At 69.0% G+C, this 21,265-nt stretch carries 18 protein-coding genes and 2 tRNA genes; 8 read left to right on the top strand and 12 right to left on the bottom strand.

Annotated elements, in window-relative coordinates; translation table 11 throughout:
- Positions 1-34 precede the first annotated feature (34 nt).
- The 12 genes from ABH928_RS27150 to dnaA all read right to left on the bottom strand — a co-directional run bounded on the left by ABH928_RS27150 (position 35) and on the right by dnaA (position 14,438).
- Positions 35-107 (bottom strand) — tRNA-Ala (locus ABH928_RS27150).
- Positions 108-212: 105 nt separating this feature from the next.
- Entirely contained in the window at positions 213-344 is a 132-nt protein-coding gene (locus ABH928_RS27145) for a DLW-39 family protein (protein ID WP_328806283.1), read from the bottom strand.
- 181 nt (positions 345-525) lie between these two features.
- Positions 526-1,131 carry a transglycosylase family protein gene (locus ABH928_RS27140; protein WP_370071092.1) on the bottom strand — a complete coding sequence of 202 codons (606 nt, stop codon included), beginning with the start codon at positions 1,129-1,131 and terminating at the stop codon, positions 526-528.
- 332 nt (positions 1,132-1,463) lie between these two features.
- Positions 1,464-1,540: transfer RNA gene (locus tag ABH928_RS27135), tRNA-Ile, on the bottom strand.
- A gap of 93 nt (positions 1,541-1,633) precedes the next feature.
- The gene (locus ABH928_RS27130; RefSeq protein WP_370071090.1) at positions 1,634-2,401 is read right to left on the bottom strand and encodes a DUF3566 domain-containing protein; all 768 of its coding nucleotides are present in this window, start codon (positions 2,399-2,401) and stop codon (positions 1,634-1,636) included.
- A 111-nt stretch (positions 2,402-2,512) separates the two neighbouring features.
- Positions 2,513-5,152 (bottom strand): DNA gyrase subunit A, encoded by a 2,640-nt coding sequence (gyrA, locus tag ABH928_RS27125; RefSeq protein ID WP_370071088.1) that lies wholly within the window; start codon positions 5,150-5,152, stop codon positions 2,513-2,515.
- Positions 5,153-5,217: 65 nt separating this feature from the next.
- Positions 5,218-7,215, bottom strand: a complete 1,998-nt coding sequence (gene gyrB / locus ABH928_RS27120) for a DNA topoisomerase (ATP-hydrolyzing) subunit B (protein WP_370071086.1) — start codon at positions 7,213-7,215, stop codon at positions 5,218-5,220.
- 324 nt (positions 7,216-7,539) lie between these two features.
- Positions 7,540-8,058 carry a DUF721 domain-containing protein gene (locus ABH928_RS27115; RefSeq protein ID WP_370071084.1) on the bottom strand — a complete coding sequence of 173 codons (519 nt, stop codon included), beginning with the start codon at positions 8,056-8,058 and terminating at the stop codon, positions 7,540-7,542.
- Positions 8,059-8,254: 196 nt separating this feature from the next.
- Positions 8,255-9,382: a DNA replication/repair protein RecF gene (gene recF / locus ABH928_RS27110; RefSeq protein WP_370071082.1), complete on the bottom strand. Its 1,128-nt coding sequence runs from the start codon at positions 9,380-9,382 to the stop codon at positions 8,255-8,257.
- Positions 9,383-9,419: 37 nt separating this feature from the next.
- The gene (gene gnd, locus ABH928_RS27105; protein WP_370071080.1) at positions 9,420-10,295 is read right to left on the bottom strand and encodes a phosphogluconate dehydrogenase (NAD(+)-dependent, decarboxylating); all 876 of its coding nucleotides are present in this window, start codon (positions 10,293-10,295) and stop codon (positions 9,420-9,422) included.
- A 209-nt stretch (positions 10,296-10,504) separates the two neighbouring features.
- Positions 10,505-11,647, bottom strand: a complete 1,143-nt coding sequence (gene dnaN, locus ABH928_RS27100; protein ID WP_370071078.1) for a DNA polymerase III subunit beta — start codon at positions 11,645-11,647, stop codon at positions 10,505-10,507.
- Positions 11,648-12,533: 886 nt separating this feature from the next.
- On the bottom strand, positions 12,534-14,438 hold the full coding sequence (gene dnaA, locus ABH928_RS27095) for a chromosomal replication initiator protein DnaA (RefSeq protein WP_370071076.1): 1,905 nt from the start codon (positions 14,436-14,438) through the stop codon (positions 12,534-12,536).
- 384 nt (positions 14,439-14,822) lie between these two features.
- Here dnaA and rpmH point away from each other — a divergent pair, with 384 nt between their 5' ends.
- The 8 genes from rpmH (at position 14,823) to ABH928_RS27055 (ending at position 21,056) form a co-directional block, all read left to right on the top strand.
- Positions 14,823-14,960, top strand: coding sequence for a 50S ribosomal protein L34 (gene rpmH, locus ABH928_RS27090; RefSeq protein WP_030392420.1), 138 nt, complete (start codon positions 14,823-14,825; stop codon positions 14,958-14,960).
- Between the two features lie 31 nt (positions 14,961-14,991).
- Entirely contained in the window at positions 14,992-15,420 is a 429-nt protein-coding gene (gene rnpA, locus ABH928_RS27085) for a ribonuclease P protein component (protein WP_370071073.1), read from the top strand.
- Between the two features lie 35 nt (positions 15,421-15,455).
- Positions 15,456-15,743, top strand: coding sequence for a membrane protein insertion efficiency factor YidD (gene yidD / locus ABH928_RS27080; RefSeq protein ID WP_370071248.1), 288 nt, complete (start codon positions 15,456-15,458; stop codon positions 15,741-15,743).
- A 3-nt stretch (positions 15,744-15,746) separates the two neighbouring features.
- The gene (yidC, locus tag ABH928_RS27075; protein WP_370071071.1) at positions 15,747-16,853 is read left to right on the top strand and encodes a membrane protein insertase YidC; all 1,107 of its coding nucleotides are present in this window, start codon (positions 15,747-15,749) and stop codon (positions 16,851-16,853) included.
- 68 nt (positions 16,854-16,921) lie between these two features.
- The gene (locus ABH928_RS27070; protein ID WP_370071069.1) at positions 16,922-17,449 is read left to right on the top strand and encodes a protein jag; all 528 of its coding nucleotides are present in this window, start codon (positions 16,922-16,924) and stop codon (positions 17,447-17,449) included.
- Between the two features lie 193 nt (positions 17,450-17,642).
- Entirely contained in the window at positions 17,643-18,386 is a 744-nt protein-coding gene (gene rsmG, locus ABH928_RS27065; protein ID WP_370071067.1) for a 16S rRNA (guanine(527)-N(7))-methyltransferase RsmG, read from the top strand.
- A 505-nt stretch (positions 18,387-18,891) separates the two neighbouring features.
- On the top strand, positions 18,892-19,881 hold the full coding sequence (locus ABH928_RS27060; RefSeq protein ID WP_370071065.1) for a ParA family protein: 990 nt from the start codon (positions 18,892-18,894) through the stop codon (positions 19,879-19,881).
- Positions 19,878-21,056: a ParB/RepB/Spo0J family partition protein gene (locus ABH928_RS27055; protein WP_370071063.1), complete on the top strand. Its 1,179-nt coding sequence runs from the start codon at positions 19,878-19,880 to the stop codon at positions 21,054-21,056. The genes ABH928_RS27060 and ABH928_RS27055 overlap by 4 nt, the downstream gene beginning before the upstream one ends.
- Positions 21,057-21,265 lie beyond the last annotated feature (209 nt).

The following is a 21,265-nucleotide window of genomic DNA, read 5'->3' as shown; positions in this document are numbered from 1 at the left end:
GTGTCGCCACGGGCGGGAGCCATTTCGTCGTCTGTGGAGCCTAGGGGAGTCGAACCCCTGACATCCGCCATGCAAAGACGGCGCTCTACCAACTGAGCTAAGGCCCCGCGAACTGCCGCGCACAAGCGTACCCGCTCGGCACGGCAGCACGGACCACCACGATCACTCTCCAACGGGCCGACCGCACGGGCCGACCGGGCTGGATGCTCCGCTCAGCGGGAGCCGGCCGGGATCGGGTCGGTGGCCTCGGTCCACAGGTCCTGCTCGGCGCGGTCCGCCTGCACCTGGCGGTAGACGAAGTACCCGCCCAGAGCGGCCAGAACAACCAGCAGAAGCTTCTTCACCGCGAGACCTCGACTTCCTCGATGACGTCCTTGCCGCGATGCTACACCCCGCCGTACAACGCCAGGCACGACTATGGCCACGTCGGCCGACTGCGGGTCATCTCCCTGCTGCGGCACGGCCGTAGCGGAACACCCGAACAAGCCGAACCACGTCCTGACGAGCGAGCCCGGTGGGCCGCGATCACCGATGCAGCCGCAGGACCTCTCCGGGCCTGATCCGATCGGGGTTGCCGCCGACCGTGTGCCGGTTGAGGTCGAAGAGCGCGGGCCAGCCGCCGACGACGTGGGTCGTCGCCGCGATGCCGGCCAGCGTCTCGCCGGGCCTTACCGTCCAGGCTGCACCCGTCCACGCTCCGCCGTGATCGGCGCCCTGGACTCCGTGCGCGGTGTGATGCGGTCGACCCGCGTGCGCGCCGAGGGTGCCGCAGACGGGCCACGGCTCCAGGCCGCGCCGTCCCGCGAGGTGGTTGGCGATGTTGATCTGCTGGTTCCTGTCGGCAAGGTCAGCACGGGGCGCGTACGCGAGGCCGCCGTTGGCCCGCCAGGTCGCCTGGTTGAACTGCAGTCCGCCGTAATAGCCGTTGCCGCTGTCGGTCGCCCAGTCGCCGCCGCTCTCACATCGCGCGATCCTGTCCCAGTCCACTCCGCTCCTGCTCTCGTGCGCGGCAACCGCCCGCACGGATTCGGCGTGAGCCGACGGCACGAACGCGGTGAGCATGGCGAGCGAGCACAGGATGAGCACGAGCAGTTTCAGGGCCTTGAGCGGCAGAGAAGCAGACGGCAGCACAGGCACTCCAGACCTTCGACAACAGGGACTCGGGCACCGAAGCGCCGCTATCCCAGCGACGCACTCCACCCGCGGAACCGGTGGACGACACGACCACGAGTCACCCGTCCAGCCGCGGCACACCACCCGCTCGCCCCGGTACCGCGTACACGAAGCGTTCCCGAAGGCACCGTCAGAAGGAGGGCCACAGGAGGCTTGTCGGCGCAGGAGGCGCAGGGGCGCGCTCGCCCGGAGGGCACCCGATCCGGGGCCGACGGCCCTACTGGGGCAAGAAACGGGCGCACGGCCCAAATGCAATGCCCCGGATGGAGATCCATCCGGGGCATTTACGCTGGTGGGCCTAACAGGACTTGAACCTGTGGCCTCTTCCTTATCAGGGAAGCGCTCTAACCGTCTGAGCTATAGGCCCGCGCTGCGTTGCGTTAGAAGATTAGCGCACGTGCAGCGGTCTGCCCAAATCAGCTCCGGAGAGCACAACCCCGAGGTCACCGGGCGGGCCCGGTCAGTCCTCCTCGGCGAGGGTCAGCTCCACGCCGCCGGTCATGCCCGCCGCCGTGTTGTAGATGAACGAACCCAGCGTGCACAGGGCCGTCAGCAGCACCACGTCGATCACCGCGACCAGCAGCGTGAACACGAAGACGTTGCCGAACGAGAGGTACGACTGCAGGTTGAAGCCGCTGCTGGCGTCGGCTCCGGTGGTGGCCTGCTGGAGCGTGCCTCCGACCGAGCTGAAGACGCCGGCCGCGTCGAGGACCATCCACAGCAGCGAGACGCCGACGATGGTCACCACGCCGAGCGCCACCGACAGCAGGAAGCTGACCTTCATGACCGTCCACGGGTCCGTGCGGACCACCCGGAGGCGGGCACGGCGGGTACGGCCGGACGGCGGAGCGGCCGGAGCCGGACGGCGCGCGGCGTCGCCGTCGGTACCACCGCCGCCGCCGGGGCGCGGCGCCTTGCCCGGGCGGCCCGGCACCGGGGTGCCGCGCGGCGGGGTGGGCTGCCCCTTGGAGTACGTCGTCGGCGTCGAGTAGCCGCCGGCCGCCGTGGCGTCGCCGGCACCGCCCGAGGCCTCCGCGGCGGCACGCTGTTGCGCCTGCTCGCCGTTGGCGCCGCCCTGACGGCGGCGGGGGGCCTGGGCCGAGCCGTCCGGTCCGACCGGGGGCATCACCGACGTCGAGCCCGCGTCACGGCCGGACGTGCCGCCGCCCGTACCGGCGGCGTCCTGCGCGCGCCCTGCGGCACCGGCCGCTCCCGTGGGTCCACTCACCCTGGTCCTCCCGCAATTCGTGCAAGTTGTTCACATCGCAAGCACTGATCTGGGCAGCATCCTGGCACGGGCCCCGGCGGATCGCACCGGAGCCCGTGCCAGAAAGCAAGATCACTCCGCCCCGGGAGCCGCCTCGTCGCCGGTCGTGCCGTCGGTGTCGGCCGATTCGACCGATTCCTCCGACGCGGCCGTCAGCACGGCGTCCGCGGACTCGTCGACCTCGGCGTCGTCCACCTCGTCCACACCCTCCGCATTGCGGGCGATGCCGACGACGGCGTCCTTCTTCCCCAGGTTGATGAGTTGGACGCCCATCGTGTCACGCCCGGTTTCACGGACCTCGGAGACCCGCGTACGGATCACTCCTCCGCCGAGGGTGATCGCCAGGATCTCGTCCGACTCCTCGACGACCAGCGCGCCCACCAGCGAGCCGCGGTCCTCGACGATCTTCGCCGCCTTGATGCCCAGGCCACCACGCCCCTGGACGCGGTACTCGTCCACCTTGGTGCGCTTGGCGTAGCCACCGTCGGTGGCCGTGAAGACGAACGTACCCGGCCGGATGACGGACATCGACAGAAGTTCGTCGTCCTCGCGGAAACTCATCCCCTTCACACCCGAGGTGGCGCGGCCCATCGGGCGCAGCGACTCGTCGGTGGCGGTGAAGCGGATGGCCTGCGCCTTCTTCGAGATCAGCAGCAGGTCGTCGTCGGCCGAGACCAGCTCCGCGCCGATCAGCTCGTCGTCCGTGCCCTCCTCGTCCTGGCGCAGGTTGATCGCGATCAGCCCGCCCGAACGCGGCGAGTCGTAGTCCTTCAGCGAGGTCTTCTTGACCAGGCCCGAGCGGGTCGCCAGCACCAGGTACGGCGCGGCCTCGTAGGTGCGCACCGCCATGACCTGGGCGATCTGCTCGTCCGGCTGGAACGCCAGCAGGTTGGCCACGTGCTGGCCGCGGGCGTCACGCCCGGCGTCCGGCAGTTCGTAGCCCTTGGCCCGGTAGACCCGGCCCTTGTTGGTGAAGAAGAGGATCCAGTTGTGCGTGGTCGTCACGAAGAAGTGGTCGACGATGTCGTCCTGCTTCAGCTGCGCACCGCGCACGCCCTTGCCGCCGCGCTTCTGCGAGCGGTAGAGGTCGGAACGGGTCCGCTTGACGTAGCCGCCACGGGTGATGGTGACGACGATGTCCTCTTCGGCGATCAGGTCCTCGACGGACATGTCGCCGTCGTAGGCGATCAGCGTCGAGCGCCGGTCGTCGCCGAACTTGTCGACGATCGCGGTCAGCTCCTCGGAGATGATCTCGCGCTGCCGCTCCGGCGAGTCCAGGATCGCGTTGTACTCGCGGATCTTGGCCATCAGCTCGTCGTACTCGGCCGTGATCTTCTGGCGCTCCAGAGCGGCCAGACGGCGCAGCTGCATCTCCAGGATCGCGTTGGCCTGGATCTCGTCGATGGTCAGCAGTGCCATCAGCGCGGTGCGGGCGACGTCGACCGTGTCGCTGCGCCGGATGGTCGCGATGACCTCGTCGATCGCGTCCAGCGCCTTGAGCAGGCCGCGCAGGATGTGGGCGCGCTCCTCGGCCTTGCGCAGCCGGAAGCGGGTCCGACGCACGATCACGTCGATCTGGTGGTTGACCCAGTGACGGATGAAGGCGTCCAGCGAGAGCGTGCGCGGCACGCCGTCGACCAGGGCCAGCATGTTGGCGCCGAAGTTGGTCTGCAGGTCGGTGTGCTTGTACAGGTTGTTCAGCACGACCTTGGCGACCGCGTCGCGCTTGAGCACGACCACCAGGCGGGTGCCGGTACGGGACGAGGACTCGTCGCGGACGTCGGCGATGCCGCCGATCCGGGCGTCCTTGACCAGGTCGGCGATCTTCAGCGCCAGGTTGTCCGGGTTGACCTGGAACGGCAGCTCGCTGACGACCAGGCACTGACGGCCGTGGATCTCCTCGACCTCGACGACCGCGCGCATGGCGATCGAGCCGCGACCGGTCCGGTAGGCGTCCTCGATGCCGCGGCGGCCCACGATCAGCGCCCCGGTCGGGAAGTCGGGGCCCTTGATCCGCTCGATCAGGGCCTCAAGCAGCTCCTCGTTGGAGGCCTCCGGGTTGCGCAGGTACCACAGGGCACCCGAGGCGACCTCGCGCAGGTTGTGCGGCGGGATGTTGGTGGCCATGCCGACCGCGATGCCCGTGGCGCCGTTGACCAGCAGGTTGGGGAAGCGCGCCGGCAGGACCTGCGGCTCCTGGGAGCGGCCGTCGTAGTTCGGCGAGAAGTCGACGGTCTCCTCGTCGATGTCCCGCATCATCTCCATGGCCAGCGGCATCATCCGGCACTCGGTGTACCGCATGGCGGCGGCCGGGTCGTTGCCCGGGGAGCCGAAGTTGCCGTTGCCGTCCACCAGCGGCATCCGCATCGACCACGGCTGGGCGAGACGCACCAGGGTGTCGTAGATCGAGGTGTCGCCGTGCGGGTGGTAGTTGCCCATCACGTCGCCGACGACGCGGGCGCACTTGTAGTAGCCCTTCTCGGGGCGGTAGCCCCCGTCGTACATGGCGTACAGGACGCGGCGGTGGACGGGCTTGAGGCCGTCGCGGACCTCGGGCAGGGCGCGCGAGACGATGACGCTCATCGCGTAGTCGAGGTACGAGCGCTGCATCTCCGTCTCGAGCTCGACCTGCTCGACCCGGGTACCGCTGCCGTTCTCCTCGGCCGGGAGGTCCTCCGGCTGCGCGCCCTCAGGGCTGTTGTCGTCGACCACGGGTGGTCAGTTTCCTTTCGCTGCTGGCTGTCTGCCGGGCTGCTGCTTCGCTGCTGCCGGAGGACTTACACGTCGAGGAAGCGGACGTCCTTGGCGTTGCGCTGGATGAAGGACCGGCGCGCCTCGACGTCCTCGCCCATGAGGATCGAGAAGAGGTCGTCGGCGCGGGCCGCGTCCTCCAGGGTGACCTGGGAGAGCAGACGCAGATCGAGGTCCATGGTGGTGACCCGCAGCTCCTCGGCGTTCATCTCGCCGAGGCCCTTGAAGCGCTGGATCGCGTCGTCCTTGGGGAGCTTGCGCCCGCCCTGACGCCCCGCCTCGAGGGAGGCGTCGCGCTCACGGTCGGAGTAGACGTACTCGATGTCGTCCCGACCCCACTTGATCTTGTACAGCGGCGGACGGGCCAGGTAGACGTGGCCGCCCTCGATCAGCGGGCGCATGAAGCGGAACAGCAGGGTCAGCAGCAGCGTGGAGATGTGCTGGCCGTCGACGTCGGCGTCCGCCATCAGGATGATCTTGTGATAGCGGAGCTTGGCCAGGTCGAAGTCGTCGTGGACGCCGGTGCCGAAGGCCGAGATCAGCGCCTGGACCTCGGTGTTCTGCAACACCTTGTCGATGCGCGCCTTCTCGACGTTGAGGATCTTGCCTCGGATCGGCAGGATCGCCTGCACCCGCGGGTCACGGCCCTGCTTGGCCGAGCCGCCGGCGGAGTCACCCTCGACGATGAAGATCTCGCACTCGGTCGGGTCCTTGGACTGGCAGTCCGACAGCTTGCCCGGCAGCGAGGCCGACTCCAGCAGGCCCTTGCGGCGCGTCAGGTCACGGACCTTGCGGGCGGCGACACGGGCGGTGGCCGCCGTGATCGCCTTGCGGATGATGTCCGCGCCCTCGTTCGGGTTCCGGTCCAGCCAGTCGTTGAAGTACTCGTGGACGACCTTCTGCACGAAGGTCTTGGCCTCGGTGTTGCCCAGCTTGGTCTTGGTCTGGCCCTCGAACTGCGGCTCGCCGAGCTTGACCGAGATGATCGCGGTGAGACCCTCGCGGATGTCCTCACCGGTGAGGTTGTCGTCCTTCTCGCGCAGCAGCTTCTTGTCGCGCGCGTACCGGTTGACCAGACCCGTGAGCGCGGCCCGGAAGCCCTCCTCGTGGGTACCGCCCTCGTGGGTGTGGATGGTGTTCGCGAAGGAGTAGACGCCCTCGTTGTACGAGGTGTTCCACTGCATCGCGATCTCCACGGAGATCTTCTTCTCCTTGTCCTCCGCCTCGAAGTCGATGACGGTGGGGTGGACCACCTCGCCCTTGCGGGAGTTGAGGTAGGTCACGAAGTCGGAGATGCCGCCCTCGTAGTGGTACCGCACCGAGTTGGGCTTGCCCTCGTCGTCGGTGTGGTCCGGGCGCTCGTCGGTGAGGGAGATCGCCAGGCCCTTGTTGAGGAAGGCCATCTCCTGGAACCGGCGGGAGAGGGTGTCGAAGGAGTAGTCGGTGGTCTCGAAGATCTCCGGGTCGGCCCAGAAGGTGACCGTGGTCCCCGTCTCCGGGGTCTCCTCGTGACGGGCCAGCTCGGCCACCGGCACGCCGCTCTTGTACTCCTGCGTCCAGCGGTAGCCGTCGGTCCGCACCTCGACCGCGAGGCGGTTCGACAGCGCGTTGACGACGGAGACGCCGACGCCGTGCAGACCGCCGGAGACGGCGTAGCCGCCGCCGCCGAACTTGCCGCCCGCGTGCAGGACGGTGAGGACCACCTCGACGGCGGGCTTGCCGGTGGTCTTCTCCACACCGACGGGGATGCCACGGCCGTTGTCGATGACGCGGACCGCGCCGTCCGGAAGGATCGTCACCTCGATGCTGTCGGCGTGGCCGGCCATGGCCTCGTCGACGGAGTTGTCCACGATCTCCTGCACCAAGTGGTGCAGGCCACGCTCGCCGGTCGAACCGATGTACATGCCGGGGCGCTTGCGTACGGCTTCGAGCCCCTCCAGCACCTGGATGGCGCTGGCGTCGTACGACTTCTCGAGCTCGTCGTTCTCGTCAGGTGACTGGTTGGGGTTGCCGGACTCGGCCACGAAACGCCCTCTCTGGCACAGCGCGGGCCGCTCCCTCGCCCTGCGGGCAGGCTGGAGGCGGCCACGGCGTTCGACTCAGTACCGCTTCATACCGCAAGCGGCAGTGTTTGGGTTTCAGTCTACCCGTACGACTGACAGAGATGGGGCTTTGCCGCCCTCTGAACGGCCCGTGCCGGACGTCAACCACCGTCCGACATGTCCCCACACCGGACCAGGGGGCCTACGGCGCTCTGACGGCCGTTTCTCGGATCCATCGCCTACGGCGGGTCACCACCCCTGCCGTGAGCGTCAGCCAGGGGTTCTACCTGGGGTTCAGCCAGGGGTTCAGCCCCAGGTGTCCCCGGGCCCCTTGCTGCCCGGCGCGCGCAGGCGCCCGCGGTAGCGGGACGGGCCCGCGGCGGGGCCGTTGACCTTGATGAAGCGGACCGTTCCGTCGCCCAGGGAGACGTTCAAGGTACGCATCAACTGCGGTGCCATCAGTCGGAGTTGGGTGGCCCAAGCGGTCGAGCTGCAGCGCACGGAGAGGACCCGTCCGTCCTCGTCGAAGTGCTCCGGCTCGCAGTGCGCGGCGATGTCCTTCCCCACGATCTCCGGCCACCGCCCCATCACTCCACCGACGGCCGCAGGCGCCTCCCACCCGCGCTCCGCGAGGAGGCGAGTGATCGCCTTGCCGAGTGGCTGCGGATCCCGGCCGTCCGCGCGAGCGCCCGACCGCAGGCCGGTCCGGCGGGCCTGCCGCTTCTGCGAGGCGGCTTCGCCGCGAGCACGCGCCTGGTCCTTCGCGGCACGGAGCGCGACCCGGGCGAGGTCGACGCCGCTGAGCTCAGGGGTCTCCTCCGACACGTCGCGCCTCGCTTTCCCCAGGATGTGGACAAGCGTCCAGAGTACGCGGGAAGCAAACCGGGGACGGACACCGTGCAACACCTCAAGGGCGCGAGGCTCTGCTGATGCGCCGTTCCGCCGCGCGGGCGCGAAAAGGCGCTCCTTTCGGCTCCCGCGCCCCTGGGCAGTGCGCCTGCTCCACGTGCCCACACGCAGGTCAGAGTCGGGTGACTTCGCCGTCCATGACCGCGTAGCGCGTTCCTTTGAGCGCCTCCGGGACGTCTTCGGGGACCGCCGCCGTCACAAGCACCTGCTCGCCGATCGCCACCCGCTCCGCGAGCCTCTCGCGCCGCCGCGCGTCCAGCTCGGCGAAGACGTCGTCCAGGACCAGGACCGGTTCGCCGCCGTCCGCGCGGAGCAGGTCATAGGAGGCCAGGCGCAGCGCCAGCGCGTACGACCAGCACTCGCCATGCGACGCGTACCCCTTGGCCGGCAGCTCGCCGAGCCGCAGGCCCAGCTCGTCGCGGTGCGGGCCCACCAGGGTCAGGCCGCGCTCGATCTCCTGCTTGCGGGCCGCGCCCAACGCGGCCAGCAGCGCCGCGTACAGCGCCTCGCGGCCGCCGCCCAGCGGGACGCCCTCGCCCATCGACGAGCGGTACTCCAACACCGTCCCGCCGCCGCCCGGCGCCAGCTCCTCGTACGCCCGGGCCACCAGCGGCTGCAGCGCGGCGACCAGATCCAGCCGCTGCGCCAGCAACTCCGCACCCGCACGGGCCAGATGGTCGTCCCACACGTCCAGCGTCGACAACTCCACCCGGCCCGACGAACGCCGGGCCGTCGCCGCCGACTTCAGCAGCGCGTTGCGCTGCTTGAGCACCCGCTCATAGTCCTGCCGGACACCCGCCAGCCGCGGCGCACGCAGCGTCAGCAGCTCGTCCAGGAAGCGGCGGCGCTCACCCGGGTCGCCCTTCACCAGGGCCAGGTCCTCGGGCGCGAACAGGACCGTCCGCAGCAACCCCAGCACGTCGCGCGGGCGGACGTTGTCGCTGCGGTTGATCCGCGCCCGGTTCGCCCGGCCGGGGTTGAGCTCCAGCTCGATCAGCGTCTGGCGCTCGTCCCTGACCACCATTCCGCGCACGATCGCCCGCTGCGCGCCCTGCCGGACCAGCGGGGCGTCGCCCGAGACCCGGTGGCTGCCGAGCGTGGCCAGATAGCCGACCGCCTCGACCAGGTTGGTCTTCCCCTGGCCGTTGGGCCCGGTGAACGCCGTTACGCCCGGGTCGAGCGGAACCTCGACCCGGGCGTAACTGCGGAAGTCTGCCAGCGACAGATGCGCGACGTGCACAGCTTCCTTCGCAGGTTGTGGATGAACTACCGGCTCGCTACTTGCTCTCGACCGCGTGGCCGCCGAACTCGTTGCGCAGCGCGGCGATCATCTTCATCTGCGGCGAGTCGTCCTGACGGGAGGCGAAGCGGGCGAAGAGCGAGGCCGTGATCGCCGGCAGCGGCACGGCGTGGTCGATGGCGGCCTCGACCGTCCAGCGGCCCTCACCGGAGTCGGCGGCGTAGCCCTTGAGCTTGTCGAGGTGCTCGTCCTTGTCGAGGGCGTCCACGGCCAGGTCCAGCAGCCAGGAGCGGATGACCGTGCCCTCCTTCCAGGAGCGGAAGATCTCGCGGACGTCGGTGACGCTGTCCACGGCCTCCAGCAGCTCCCAGCCCTCGGCGTAGGCCTGCATGATCGCGTACTCGATGCCGTTGTGGACCATCTTGGCGAAGTGGCCCGCACCGACCTTGCCGGCGTGCACGGAGCCGTACTCGCCCTCCGGCTTCAGGGCGTCGAAGATCGGCTGCACCTTGGCGATGTCGGCGTCGGAGCCGCCGTACATCAGGGCGTAGCCGTTCTGCAGGCCCCAGACACCGCCGGAGACACCGCAGTCGACGAAGCCGATGCCCTTCTCGGCCAGGTCCGCGGCGTGCTTCTCGTCGTCGGTCCAGCGGGAGTTGCCGCCGTCGACGACGACGTCGCCCGGCTCCAGCAGCTCGGCCAGCTCGTCGACGGTGGACTGGGTCGGCCCACCGGCCGGGACCATGACCCACACCACGCGCGGCGCGGCGAGGGAGCCGACCAGCTCCTTCAGGCTCGCCACGTCGGACAGGCCGGGGTCGCGGTCGTAACCGATGACGGTGTGGCCCGCGCGGCGGATGCGCTCACGCATGTTGCCGCCCATCTTGCCGAGACCGATGAGTCCGAGCTGCATGATCAGTCCTTTGCTGTGTACTGACTGTCCGCGGCCCCGTTGCCGCCCGAAGTTGAGCCTATCCCCGTTCTCCGGTTGCACTACCTGGGGGCGCGGGGAACTGCGCGACAAGCCACCCTGCGTGGTCTGTCCCCGAACGAACAGGGCCATCGGCACGCAGTGGCTGGTCCCGCAGTTCCCCGCGCCCCTGAGGTCAGGGCAACCGGGCGTCAGCCGGAGAGCCGCACCGGCATGATCAGGTACTTGTACGCCTCGTCGGCCTCGCTCTCCTGCGAGGCCTTGCCGCTGAGCAGCGCCGGCTTCGTCGCCGTGGTGAAGCTGAGCTGGGCGATCGGGGAGTCGATGGCCGACAGGCCGTCCAGCAGGTAGGCCGGGTTGAAGGCGATCGAGATGTCGTCGCCCTCCAGGTCCGCGTCCAGCCGCTCCGTGGCCTGCGCGTCGTCGCCGGAGCCGGCCTCCAGGGTCAGCACGCCCTGCTCGAAGTTGAGCCGCACCGGGGTGTTCCGCTCGGCGACCAGGGAGACGCGCTTGACGGCGTCCACAAAAGCCTGGGTGCCCACCGTGCCGACCGCGGAGAACTCCGTCGGGAAGAGCGAGCGGAACTTCGGGAACTCGCCCTCCAGCAGCCGCGTGGTGGTCCGGCGGCCGGCGCCCTCGAAGCCGATCAGGCCCTCGCCCTTGCCGCTGCCGGCCAGTGCGATGGAGACGCTGTCGCCCGCACTGAGCGACTTCGCGGTGTCCAGCAGGGTCTTGGCGGGGACCAGGGCCACAGCCGAGAGACCGGGCTGCTCCGGCTTCCACAGCAGGTCGCGGACGGCGAAGCGGTAGCGGTCCGTCGCGGCCAGGGTCACCCGGTCGTCCTCGATCTCGACGCGCACACCCGTCAGCACCGGCAGCGTGTCGTCGCGACCGGCGGCGACAGCGACCTGGGCCACGGCGGCGGCGAAGACGTCACCGGGAACCACGCCGGAGACGGTCGGCATCTGCGGCAGAGCCGGGTACTCCTCCACAGGCAGGGTGGGGAGTGTGAATCGCGAGCTGCCGCAGACGACCAGCACGCGCACGCCGTCGGTGGAGATCTCCACAGGCCTGTTGGGAAGCGAGCGGGAGATGTCCGCGAGCAGGCGACCGGAGACCAGGACCGTGCCGGCCTCCTCCACATCCGCCTCGGTCTCGACGCGGGCGGAGACCTCGTAGTCGAAGCCGGACAGGCTCAGTGTGCCCGTGCCGCCCTCGCTCTCGGCCGTCAGCAGCAGCCCGGCGAGCACCGGCACCGGGGGCCGGGCCGGGAGGCTGCGCGCGGCCCAGGCCACGGCCTCCGCGAGGACGTCACGCTCGACCCGGAACTTCACCGGTAACCGCCTCCTGAGGTGGATGTCGCTCTGCGCGTCGGTGCGCGCACGCGCTCTCTCTGTTCATCTGCACTGCATCTACGCGGCATCTGGACGGGCGGTTGAGGGCCCGCGACGGAGGGGATGCTCCTGGCGTCCGCTCCTGTTGCCGAGGAACAGTCTGACGCATACCACGGACAGCTGAGGCAGATGGTCCGAAGTCGGTCTCGAACGCGTGGGCAGTCCGCGTTCTCCACAGATCCACCGCCCACCTTCTTTTGGATCAAGACCGAGCTATCTCTAGTGGGTAGTAGTAGTAGGCCTTGTGGAAACCGTGGATAACCCCCTCCTGCGCAGGTCGAGGCCGCTTTTTCATCCACATTCCCTGGGGACGCAGGAGTGGAAAAACTAGGGGCCCCTGTGGACGTAACCCCCGCTGTGCACAGGGGTCCTGGGTTGTGCACAGGTTGTCCACCGCATCGTCCCCAGCTTTTCCCCCGGTTACCCACAGCCCCTGTGGCAACATCACGTGCCTTATTTCGCTCGACCCAGTGAAATGGCCCTTGATGTTGCCGCTCTGTGGACATTCTTGTGGAGAAACAGGCCGCTGCTGGGGATAACCGGGCCCAGCCTGGGGACAGCGCGTGGATAACCTCGGCACCGGGTTGACGGCCGATCAGTTCTCCACAGGCTGTGGACGACCGGTTCCCACAGACCCACAGGCGGGTGACCTGGGACGATACTTCCAGAGCCGGACAGCCTGTGGAGAGATTCTGGATAACTCGCTTCTCCCCAGGGTGTGGACGGGCAAAGGTACCCATGACTGTGGGGAAACGACAGGAGGGGCGCCTACAGGGCGCCCCTCCATGGTGCTCGGGTGTGTGCCGAGGCTCCTCGGCCGTCGGCGTCAGCTCTTGATGCGGTTGGTGAGCTCGGTGACCTGGTTGTAGATGGCCCGCCGCTCGGCCATCATCGTGCGGATCTTGCGGTCCGCGTGCATGACCGTCGTGTGGTCGCGGCCGCCGAAGGCCGCACCGATCTTCGGCAGCGACAGGTCGGTCAGCTCCCGGCACAGGTACATGGCGATCTGGCGGGCCGTCACCAGCACCCGGCTGCGCGAGGAACCGCACAGGTCGTCCACCGACAGCCCGAAGTACGCGGCGGTCTGCTGCATGATCACGCCGGCCGTGATCTCCGGCCCGTCGTCCTCGCCGCCCGGGACCAGGTCCTTGAGCACGATCTCCGCCAACTGCAGGTCCACCGGCGCCCGGTTGAGGCTGGCGAAGGCGGTGACGCGGATCAGCGCGCCCTCCAGCTCGCGGATGTTGCGCGAGATCCGCGAGGCGATGAACTCCAACACCTCGGCAGGGGCGTTGAGTTGCTCCTGGAGCGCCTTCTTGCGCAGGATCGCGATCCGGGTCTCCAGCTCGGGGGGCTGGACGTCGGTGGTCAGGCCCCACTCGAAGCGGTTGCGCAGCCGGTCCTCCAGCGTGACCAGCTGCTTGGGCGGCCGGTCGGAGGAGATCACGATCTGCTTGTTGGCGTTGTGCAGGGTGTTGAAGGTGTGGAAGAACTCCTCCTGGGTCGACTCCTTGTTCTGCAGGAACTGGATGTCGTCGACCAGCAGGATGTCCATGTCCCGGTAGCGCTGCCGGAAGCCGTCGCCCTTGTCGTCGCGGATCGAGTTGATGAACTCGTTGGTGAACTCCTCGGAGCTCACGTACCGGACCCGGGTGCCCGGGTAGAGGCTGCGGGCGTAGTGGCCGATGGCGTGCAGCAGGTGCGTCTTGCCGAGGCCGGACTCGCCGTAGATGAAGAGCGGGTTGTAGGCCTTGGCCGGGCTCTCGGCGACGGCGACCGCAGCCGCGTGGGCGAAGCGGTTGCTCGCCCCGATGACGAAGGTGTCGAAGAGGTACTTGGGGTTCAGCCGCGCTGCGGGCTCGTCCTTGCCGCCTGCGGGCAGCGAGGAACTGCCGCTGGATCCGGTGCCGGGCCGCGGCATCGGCGAGACGGCCGGGACCGCCGGGCGCTGGCTCGCGGCAGGCAGCGCGGGCGCGTTGGACGCCGGCGGCTCGGGCTCCGGCCGGGGAGCAAGCTCGGTGGAGGACGACTCGGGAACCGCGGGCGGCTGAGTGCGCGACTGCCGGTCCTCCCCGGAGGGCGAGCCGTGCTGGGCAGGCTGGACGGGCCGGGGCGGAAGCTGCACCGGCAGCTGCGGCACGCTCCACTCGTCGCGGTACGCCTGCGGCTCCGCGGGCTGCTGGTAGGGCGCGGGCTCCGGGTACTGCCGCGGCTGGGGCTGGTGCTGGGCCTGGGGCTGCTCTGCGTGCTGCTGGTACCCGTGGGATTCCTGGTACCCGTGGGACTGCGGGGAATCCGGGTACGGCCGGGGATTCTCCCCAGGCTGGGGATAGCCGTAGCCGGTCTGCCACGACGTGGGCTGCGACTGGTGGCCCTGTTGGCTCTGGTGCCCCTGGTGCTGCGGCTGCTGGGGTTGCGGCTGGTGGGCCTGCGGGGCGGGGGCCGACGGCTGGGGCAGGGCGCCCGCGTTGGCGTCGACGACGACGGCGATCAGGATCGACCGCTGGAACTCCGAGCCAAGCAGCTCGGTGATCTGCCCGATCAGGCGGCCCTCCAGCACGCCCTTGGCGTACTCGTTGGGGGCGGCCAGCAGCGCGGTGTTGTGCATCATCCCCATGGGGTGGGTGCGCTGCAGCCACTTCTTGTCCATGGACTCGACGCTCGGGTCACTGGCCAGTCGCTCGACGACCCGCGCCCATGCGGAAGCGAGATCGTTTGTCGGTTCAGCCACTGGTGCACGCCTTCACTGTGGGCAGGGAGATCCATGGAAAGTCTGTCAACGGTAGGCGGCTGGCATGCCCCGATTCAAGTTGTTGTCCACAGGGTGTGGGTAGCGTGTCGCCGCTGGTCCGTGGCCGAAACCGCCCGGGTCTCTCCGGTGGCGTCCGCCGAGGTCAGGTCGGTTGGTTTGACCCATGGACGTCGTTCCACGTACCGTAACGAGGTCGAGTTGTCGATGGCCGCTGCCGCCTGCCCGCGGAGTCTCCTCAGTCGAGGCGCGCAGCTATCTGGCGTCGTGGATCACCGTACAGAACGGGTTATGGCGATCACGCGGACGCACGGTGACGGCCAAGCGATGCCCCGCCGCCCCTTCGATTGACCTGGAGTTACCCCCGTGAGCAAGCGCACCTTCCAGCCGAACAACCGTCGTCGCGCCAAGACCCACGGCTTCCGTCTGCGGATGCGTACGCGCGCCGGTCGTGCGATCCTCGCCGCTCGCCGCGGCAAGGGCCGCACCAGCCTGTCGGCCTGATCGCCTTCCGAATCACCAAGGTCGTCATGTCGTGCTGCCCTCCGATAACCGGCTGAGGCGGCGCGAGGACTTCGCGACCGCGGTACGGCGGGGCCGGCGCGCCGGTCGTCCGCTGCTTGTCGTGCACCTCTTCACCGGGAGTACCGGTGTTTCGCCGGAGACGGCGGAGGTACCGACGACGGAGCCTGCAAACCCGCACGGCGCCGGGGGGAACTTTCTCCCGGCACGTGCGGGTTTTGTTGTCAGCAAGGCTGTCGGGGTCGCCGTGGTCCGGAATCGCGTCAAGCGTCGCCTACGTCACCTCATGGCCGAGCGTATCGGCCGCCTGCCCGCAGGTAGCCTGATAGTGGTACGCGCGCTGCCCTCGGCTGCCGAGGCGGAGTACGCGGACCTGGCACGCGATCTGGACTCCGCGCTGCGCAAACTGAGCGCTTCGTTGCCGACGGGAGCAGGGCAGTGACGTACCTGCTGTGGGTGGGGGTGGCACTTGCCGGGCTGTTCGCCGGCAAGTACGTGCTGCTGGGGCTGATCAAGCTCTATCAGCTCACCGTCAGCCCACTGCTGGGCCCGGTGTGCCGCTACCACCCGTCCTGCTCACGCTACGGCTTCGAAGCGATCAAGGTCCACGGCGCGATCAAGGGCACAGCCCTGACCGCCTGGCGGATTCTACGGTGCAACCCGTGGACGCCCGGCGGCTTCGACTACGTCCCGGAACGAAAGCACCCGGTCTGGTACCGGCGGCTTCGGAAGCCGGTCCACCCGACCACTGCCCAAGGAGTCTGACCCGTGGGGTTCCTCGACTCGATCCTTAAACCCCTGTACTACGCCGTCTCCTGGGTCGTGGTCCAGTTCCATGCCGTCCTCGGGTCCATCTTCGGCCCGAACTCGGGCTGGGCGTGGGGCCTCTCGATCGTCATGCTGACGGTCTGCGTGCGCGCGGCGATGATTCCGCTGTTCGTCAAGCAGATCAAGTCCATGCGGACGATGCAGGCGCTCCAGCCGAAGATGAAGGTCATCCAGGAGCGCTACAAGAACGACCGGCAGAAGCAGTCCGAAGAGATGATGAAGCTCTACAAGGAGGCGGGTACCAACCCGGCTGCGAGCTGTCTTCCTCTTCTGATCCAGTCGCCGTTCTTCATGTCGCTGTACGGCGTGCTGCGTAACGTCGCCGACAAGAAGGCGGTCGGTGTGATCACCGGCTCGCTGCTGGTGAGCGCCTACAGCGCGCACATCTTCGGTGCCCCGATCTCGGCCACCTTCGTCGGCTCCAGCCAGACCAGTGTGAAGGTCGTCACCGCGATCTTCATCCTGACCATGTGCTTCTCGCAGTTCCTCACCACGCGCCAGCTCATGACGAAGAACGTCGACCTCACGGTCAAGACGCCGTACATGCAGCAGCAGAAGATGATGATGTACGTCCTGCCGGTCATCTACATCTTCTTCGGCATCAACATGCCGGTCGGTGTCCTGGTCTACATGGTCACCTCCAACGCCTGGACGCTGGGCCAGCAGCTGGTCGTCATCCGCCGCAACCCGACCCCGGGCTCGATTGCCTGGAAGGAGCGCCAGGCGCGGCTCAAGTCGCAGGGCAAGCTGAACGCCGACGGCACCGAGGTCAAGGCCTCGATCGCCTCCCTGGTGAAGGGCGGCGCCGACGCTCCCGAGGACGTCGAGCCGGAGCCGACCCAGGTGCGGGTGCAGCCGAAGCGCCAGACCAAGTCGCAGCGCACGTCCGGCGGCGGTCAGCAGCAGTCCGGTGGTGCCGCCAAGTCCGGCGGGGCCAAGGCGGGCGGCGGTACCAAGACCGCTCCGGCCCGTGGCCGGGCCACGGCTGGTGGCGGCGGGGGCAACCGCGGCCAGGGCGGCGGTCAGTCGTCCAAGAAGAAGTCCTGAACCCCATCAGCCCCACCTCCACCCCCACCCTCATCCGATCCACCCCCGTTCACCAAAGGAGTCGATCCGTGACGGACGGCACCGTGGCCCCCGCCGAGGGGACTGCGTCCAAGCGCGAGCTGCTGGCCAACCTCGAGCAGGAGGGCGAGATCGCTGCGGACTACCTGGAGGCCCTGCTCGACATCGCCGATCTTGACGGCGACATCGACATGGACGTCGAGGGCGACCGTGCCTCGGTCTCGATCGTCGGTGAGGGACCGGGGGCTGATCGCTCGCTGCGGCGCCTGGTGGGCCAGGACGGTGAGGTGCTGGAGGCCCTGCAGGAGCTGACCCGTCTGGCCGTGCACCGGGAGACCGGGGAGCGCAGCCGGTTGATGCTGGACATTGCCGGGTTCCGTGCCGACAAGCGGACCGAGTTGACGGCGCTGGGCGAGCAGGCGGCCAAGGACGTCAAGGAGTCCGGCGAGCCGGTCCGCCTGCGTCCGATGACGCCGTTCGAGCGCAAGGTGGTGCACGACGCCGTGGCCGCGTCGGGACTGCGCAGCGAGTCGGAGGGCGAGGAGCCCCAGCGACGTGTGGTCGTGCTTCCGGCCTGACCGCCCGGAGCGGCCCGCCCGCACGTCGGGCGTGTACGCGGACGCGTGATGGACGCGTGAGTGGTATCGGACGGTCCGGCCCCGTTGGCGGCGATCATGGTGATTGCTGCCGGCGGGGCCGTCGTGAGTTGTGGCACGTGTGGTCGCGGCACAGGAAGTGCCGCGGTGGACGCGAGATGAGGAGAGGTGCGGCGTGGAGGAGCCCCAGCCCGAGGAGCTCTCGACTGAGCTCGGGGAGACCCCGGCGGTCGCGGCTGAGATCTTCGGCGACCGGCTGGAGCTGGCCGTGCGCTACGCGGAACTGCTGGCGGACGCCGGTGTCACCCGTGGGCTGATCGGGCCCCGTGAGGTGCCGCGGCTCTGGGAGCGGCACATCCTCAACTGTGCGGTGCTGGGCGAGGCGCTTCCGGAGAAGCGGTCGCTGTCGCTGTGCGACGTCGGCTCCGGGGCCGGGCTGCCCGGCATCCCGGTGGCGCTGGCCCGGCCGGATGTCCAGATCACGTTGCTGGAGCCGCTGCTGCGGCGGACGACCTTCCTGGAGGAGGTGGTCCGCGAGCTGCGCCTGGACAACGTGACGGTGCTGCGCGGTCGCGCCGAGGAGATGGTCGGCAAGGTCCAGGTGGACGTGGTGACGGCGCGCGCCGTGGCGCCGCTGGACCGGCTCGCGGGGTGGGGGCTGCCGCTGCTGCGCCCGTACGGGGAGATGCTGGCGCTCAAGGGCGACTCGGCCGAGCAGGAGGTCGCGGAGCACAAGGCCGCCCTGCAGAAGCTGGGCGCGGAGGAGTGGTCGGTCGAGGTGATCGGCGCCGATGTGGTGTCGACTCCGACGCATGTGGTGCGGGTCAAGGTGGGCGAGAGTCCGGGCGGCGTCAAGGCCGCGGCCCGCCGGGCGAAGGCTGCGCGCGCTTCCCGGGGTGGCGTGAGGCGTCGGCGCTGAGGCGGTGACCTCGAGGCCGGGCAGTCCATGATCGCCAACTGTCACACGCGTGACACTTGGCGATCATGGAACAGAGGACCAAGATCATTAACTGTCACACGTGTGACAGTTAATGATCTTGGTCCTTCTTGCATTCCAAAGTGCGGCCGGGAGGCCCGCAAAAAGCGCCGGAGTGTCGAACCGTCAGATTTCGCATAAAACGGGCATCGTGTTGCTCGTGAAACGTCGCTCCTTGCTCAGCGGCATCCTGAGCCGAAGCCGCGAGGCCGCCCAACGCACCCGACCCCCCCGTCCTTCGAGTGAAGATCTGGCACCCAGGGGGCTGGAACGTCCCCAACTGCCCCCCGTGCCCCGGGAGCTGCGCGATGATTCTGGCGACAGCCCGGAAACAGAGGGGGGCGGACCCATGTCAGCCGAACTTCCTGCCGTCGTCGAGCCGGTTCCTGGTCCCAGGACGACATCACCTGTTGTCCATCCCACACCGTCGCATGAAACACTGACGGACATGCAGGACTCCGACACCCCTCCGCTTGCGGACGACACCCCGATCGGTCGCGCGGCCCATGCCGCGGTCACCGCGATGGCCCGCGTGGGCGAGCCGCTGCCGCGTCCTGCGCAGACGCGCGTGATGGTGGTCGCCAACCAGAAGGGCGGCGTCGGGAAGACCACCACCACGGTGAACCTGGCTGCCTCGCTGGCGATGCACGGTGCCCGCGTCCTCGTGATCGACCTGGATCCGCAGGGCAACGCGTCGACCGCGCTCGGCATCGACCACCACGCCGAAGTCCCCTCCATCTACGACGTATTGGTCGAGGGCAAGCCGCTGGCGGATGTCGTCCAGCCGGTGCTGGACGTGGAAGGGCTCTTCTGCTGTCCGGCCACCATCGATCTGGCCGGTGCCGAGATCGAGCTGGTCTCGCTGGTGGCTCGCGAGAGCAGGCTCCAGCGGGCGATCGCGGCCTACGAGCAGCCGCTCGACTACATTCTGATCGACTGCCCGCCCTCACTGGGCCTGCTGACGGTCAATGCGATGGTCGCCGGTCGCGAGGTGCTGATCCCGATCCAGTGCGAGTACTACGCGCTGGAGGGTCTGGGGCAGCTGCTGCGCAACGTGGACCTGGTCCGGGCGCACCTCAACCCGGAGCTGCACGTCTCCACCATCCTGCTGACCATGTACGATGCGCGCACCCGGCTGGCCTCCCAGGTCGCCGATGAGGTGCGCAACCACTTCACCACCGAGGTGCTGCGGACCAGCATCCCGCGTTCGGTGCGCGTCTCCGAGGCGCCCAGCTACGGGCAGACCGTGCTGACCTACGACCCGGGTTCCAGCGGTGCGCTGTCCTACCTGGAGGCCGCCAAGGAGATCGCAGTGCGCGGCGCCCCGGTGGATGCCGCTGCCGCCGAGGCCACCTATGTGGCGGACGGCGCATCGGGCGTCTACGCCCAGCAGGCCCGCACGATCGAAGAGCAGAGCACGATGGAGGGGCAGCGGTGAGTGAGCGTCGTAGGGGTCTTGGCCGTGGGCTGGGGGCGCTGATCCCCGCTGCGGCGTCACCGGTCACCGCGCCGGTTCCGGGGGCGGCCTCGCCGTCGTCCCCGTCCGCCGTGCCGGTGTTGGGTTCGGAGCGGGGGGTGGCCGCGGTCAAGGTGGCCGGGCTGGGCGGTCCGGCCGGCCCGGCATCGATCCCTGTCGGCACGGGGGTAGGTGGCGGAGCAGGCACGCTGGAGCGCGAGCCGGCGCCGGTCGTCACCACGGTCGTCGAGGACGATCCCTCGGAGCTGCGCCCGGTCGACGGTGCCTACTTCGCCGAGGTGCCGATCGACTCGATCACGCCCAACCCGCGGCAGCCGCGTGAGGTTTTCGACGACGAAGCGCTGCAGGAACTGGTCACCTCCATCAAGGAGGTCGGGCTGCTCCAGCCGGTCGTGGTGCGTCAGGTCGGCCCTGAGCGCTATGAGCTGATCATGGGTGAGCGCCGCTGGCGCGCCTCCCGTGAGGCGGGTCTGGATGCGATCCCGGCGATCGTCCGCTCCACCGACGACGAGAAGATGCTTCTCGACGCACTGCTGGAGAACCTGCACCGGGCAGAGCTCAACGCGCTGGAAGAGGCTGCCGCCTACGAGCAGCTGATGTACGACTTCTCCTGCAGCCAGGGGGAGCTGGCCGACCGGATCGGCCGGTCCCGTACCCACGTCAACAACACGCTGCGGCTGCTCAAGCTCTCGCCGTTCATCCAGCGTCGGGTGGCAGCAGGCGAGTTCGCCGCCGGACACGCGCGGGTGCTGTTCCTGGTCGACGACGAGGAGACGCGCGAGAAGCTCGCCGCTCGGATCTCTCCCGAGGGTCTTTCGGTGCGCGGGCTGGAGGAGGTCGTCACGCTGATCAACTCCGAGCAGCCGACCGCGTCCCGCAAGCCGCACGTGCCGCGCGCGGGTCGTCGGGTCTCGCCGGCGTTTGCGAGTCTGGCCAGCCGCCTCTCGGACCGCCTCGACACCCGGGTGAAGGTGGAGCTCGGTCAGAAGCGCGGCAAGATCGTGGTCGAGTTCGCCTCCGTGGAGGACCTGGACCGGATCCTCGGCTCGTTCGCGCCCGGTGAGGGTGCGCTGCTCCGCCAGGGGCTGGAGGGCGACGACGGCCACGCCGAGCCCATCGAGGAGGGGCAGGACTGAGCAAGATCGCTAACTGCCACACGCGTGACAGTTAGCGATCTTGAAATATCTGCTCTGCAGAAGCCCCCGTGTTTCATCCGGAACGCGGGGGCTTCTGCATGTGTTGACGACTCACTAGTGATCTGGTTCTGAGATGCGCGTGCAGTAGCGGCAGATGCGGTCGAGGATCTGGTCGGCGGTCTTGGTCCAGCGGAAGGGCTGAGCGGACT

The sequence above is a fragment of the Streptacidiphilus sp. MAP5-3 genome (assembly GCF_041262505.1).
GTDB lineage: Bacteria > Actinomycetota > Actinomycetes > Streptomycetales > Streptomycetaceae > Streptacidiphilus.
This window is presented reverse-complemented; position numbering and strand designations above follow the sequence as displayed.

Bases quoted from the DNA above. Each gene is read 5' to 3' on its own strand.
- gnd (WP_370071080.1), bottom strand. From the start codon at position 10,295: ATGCAGCTCGGACTCATCGGTCTCGGCAAGATGGGCGGCAACATGCGT.
- ABH928_RS27060 (WP_370071065.1), top strand. From the start codon at position 18,892: ATGCAGGACTCCGACACCCCTCCGCTTGCGGACGACACCCCGATCGGT.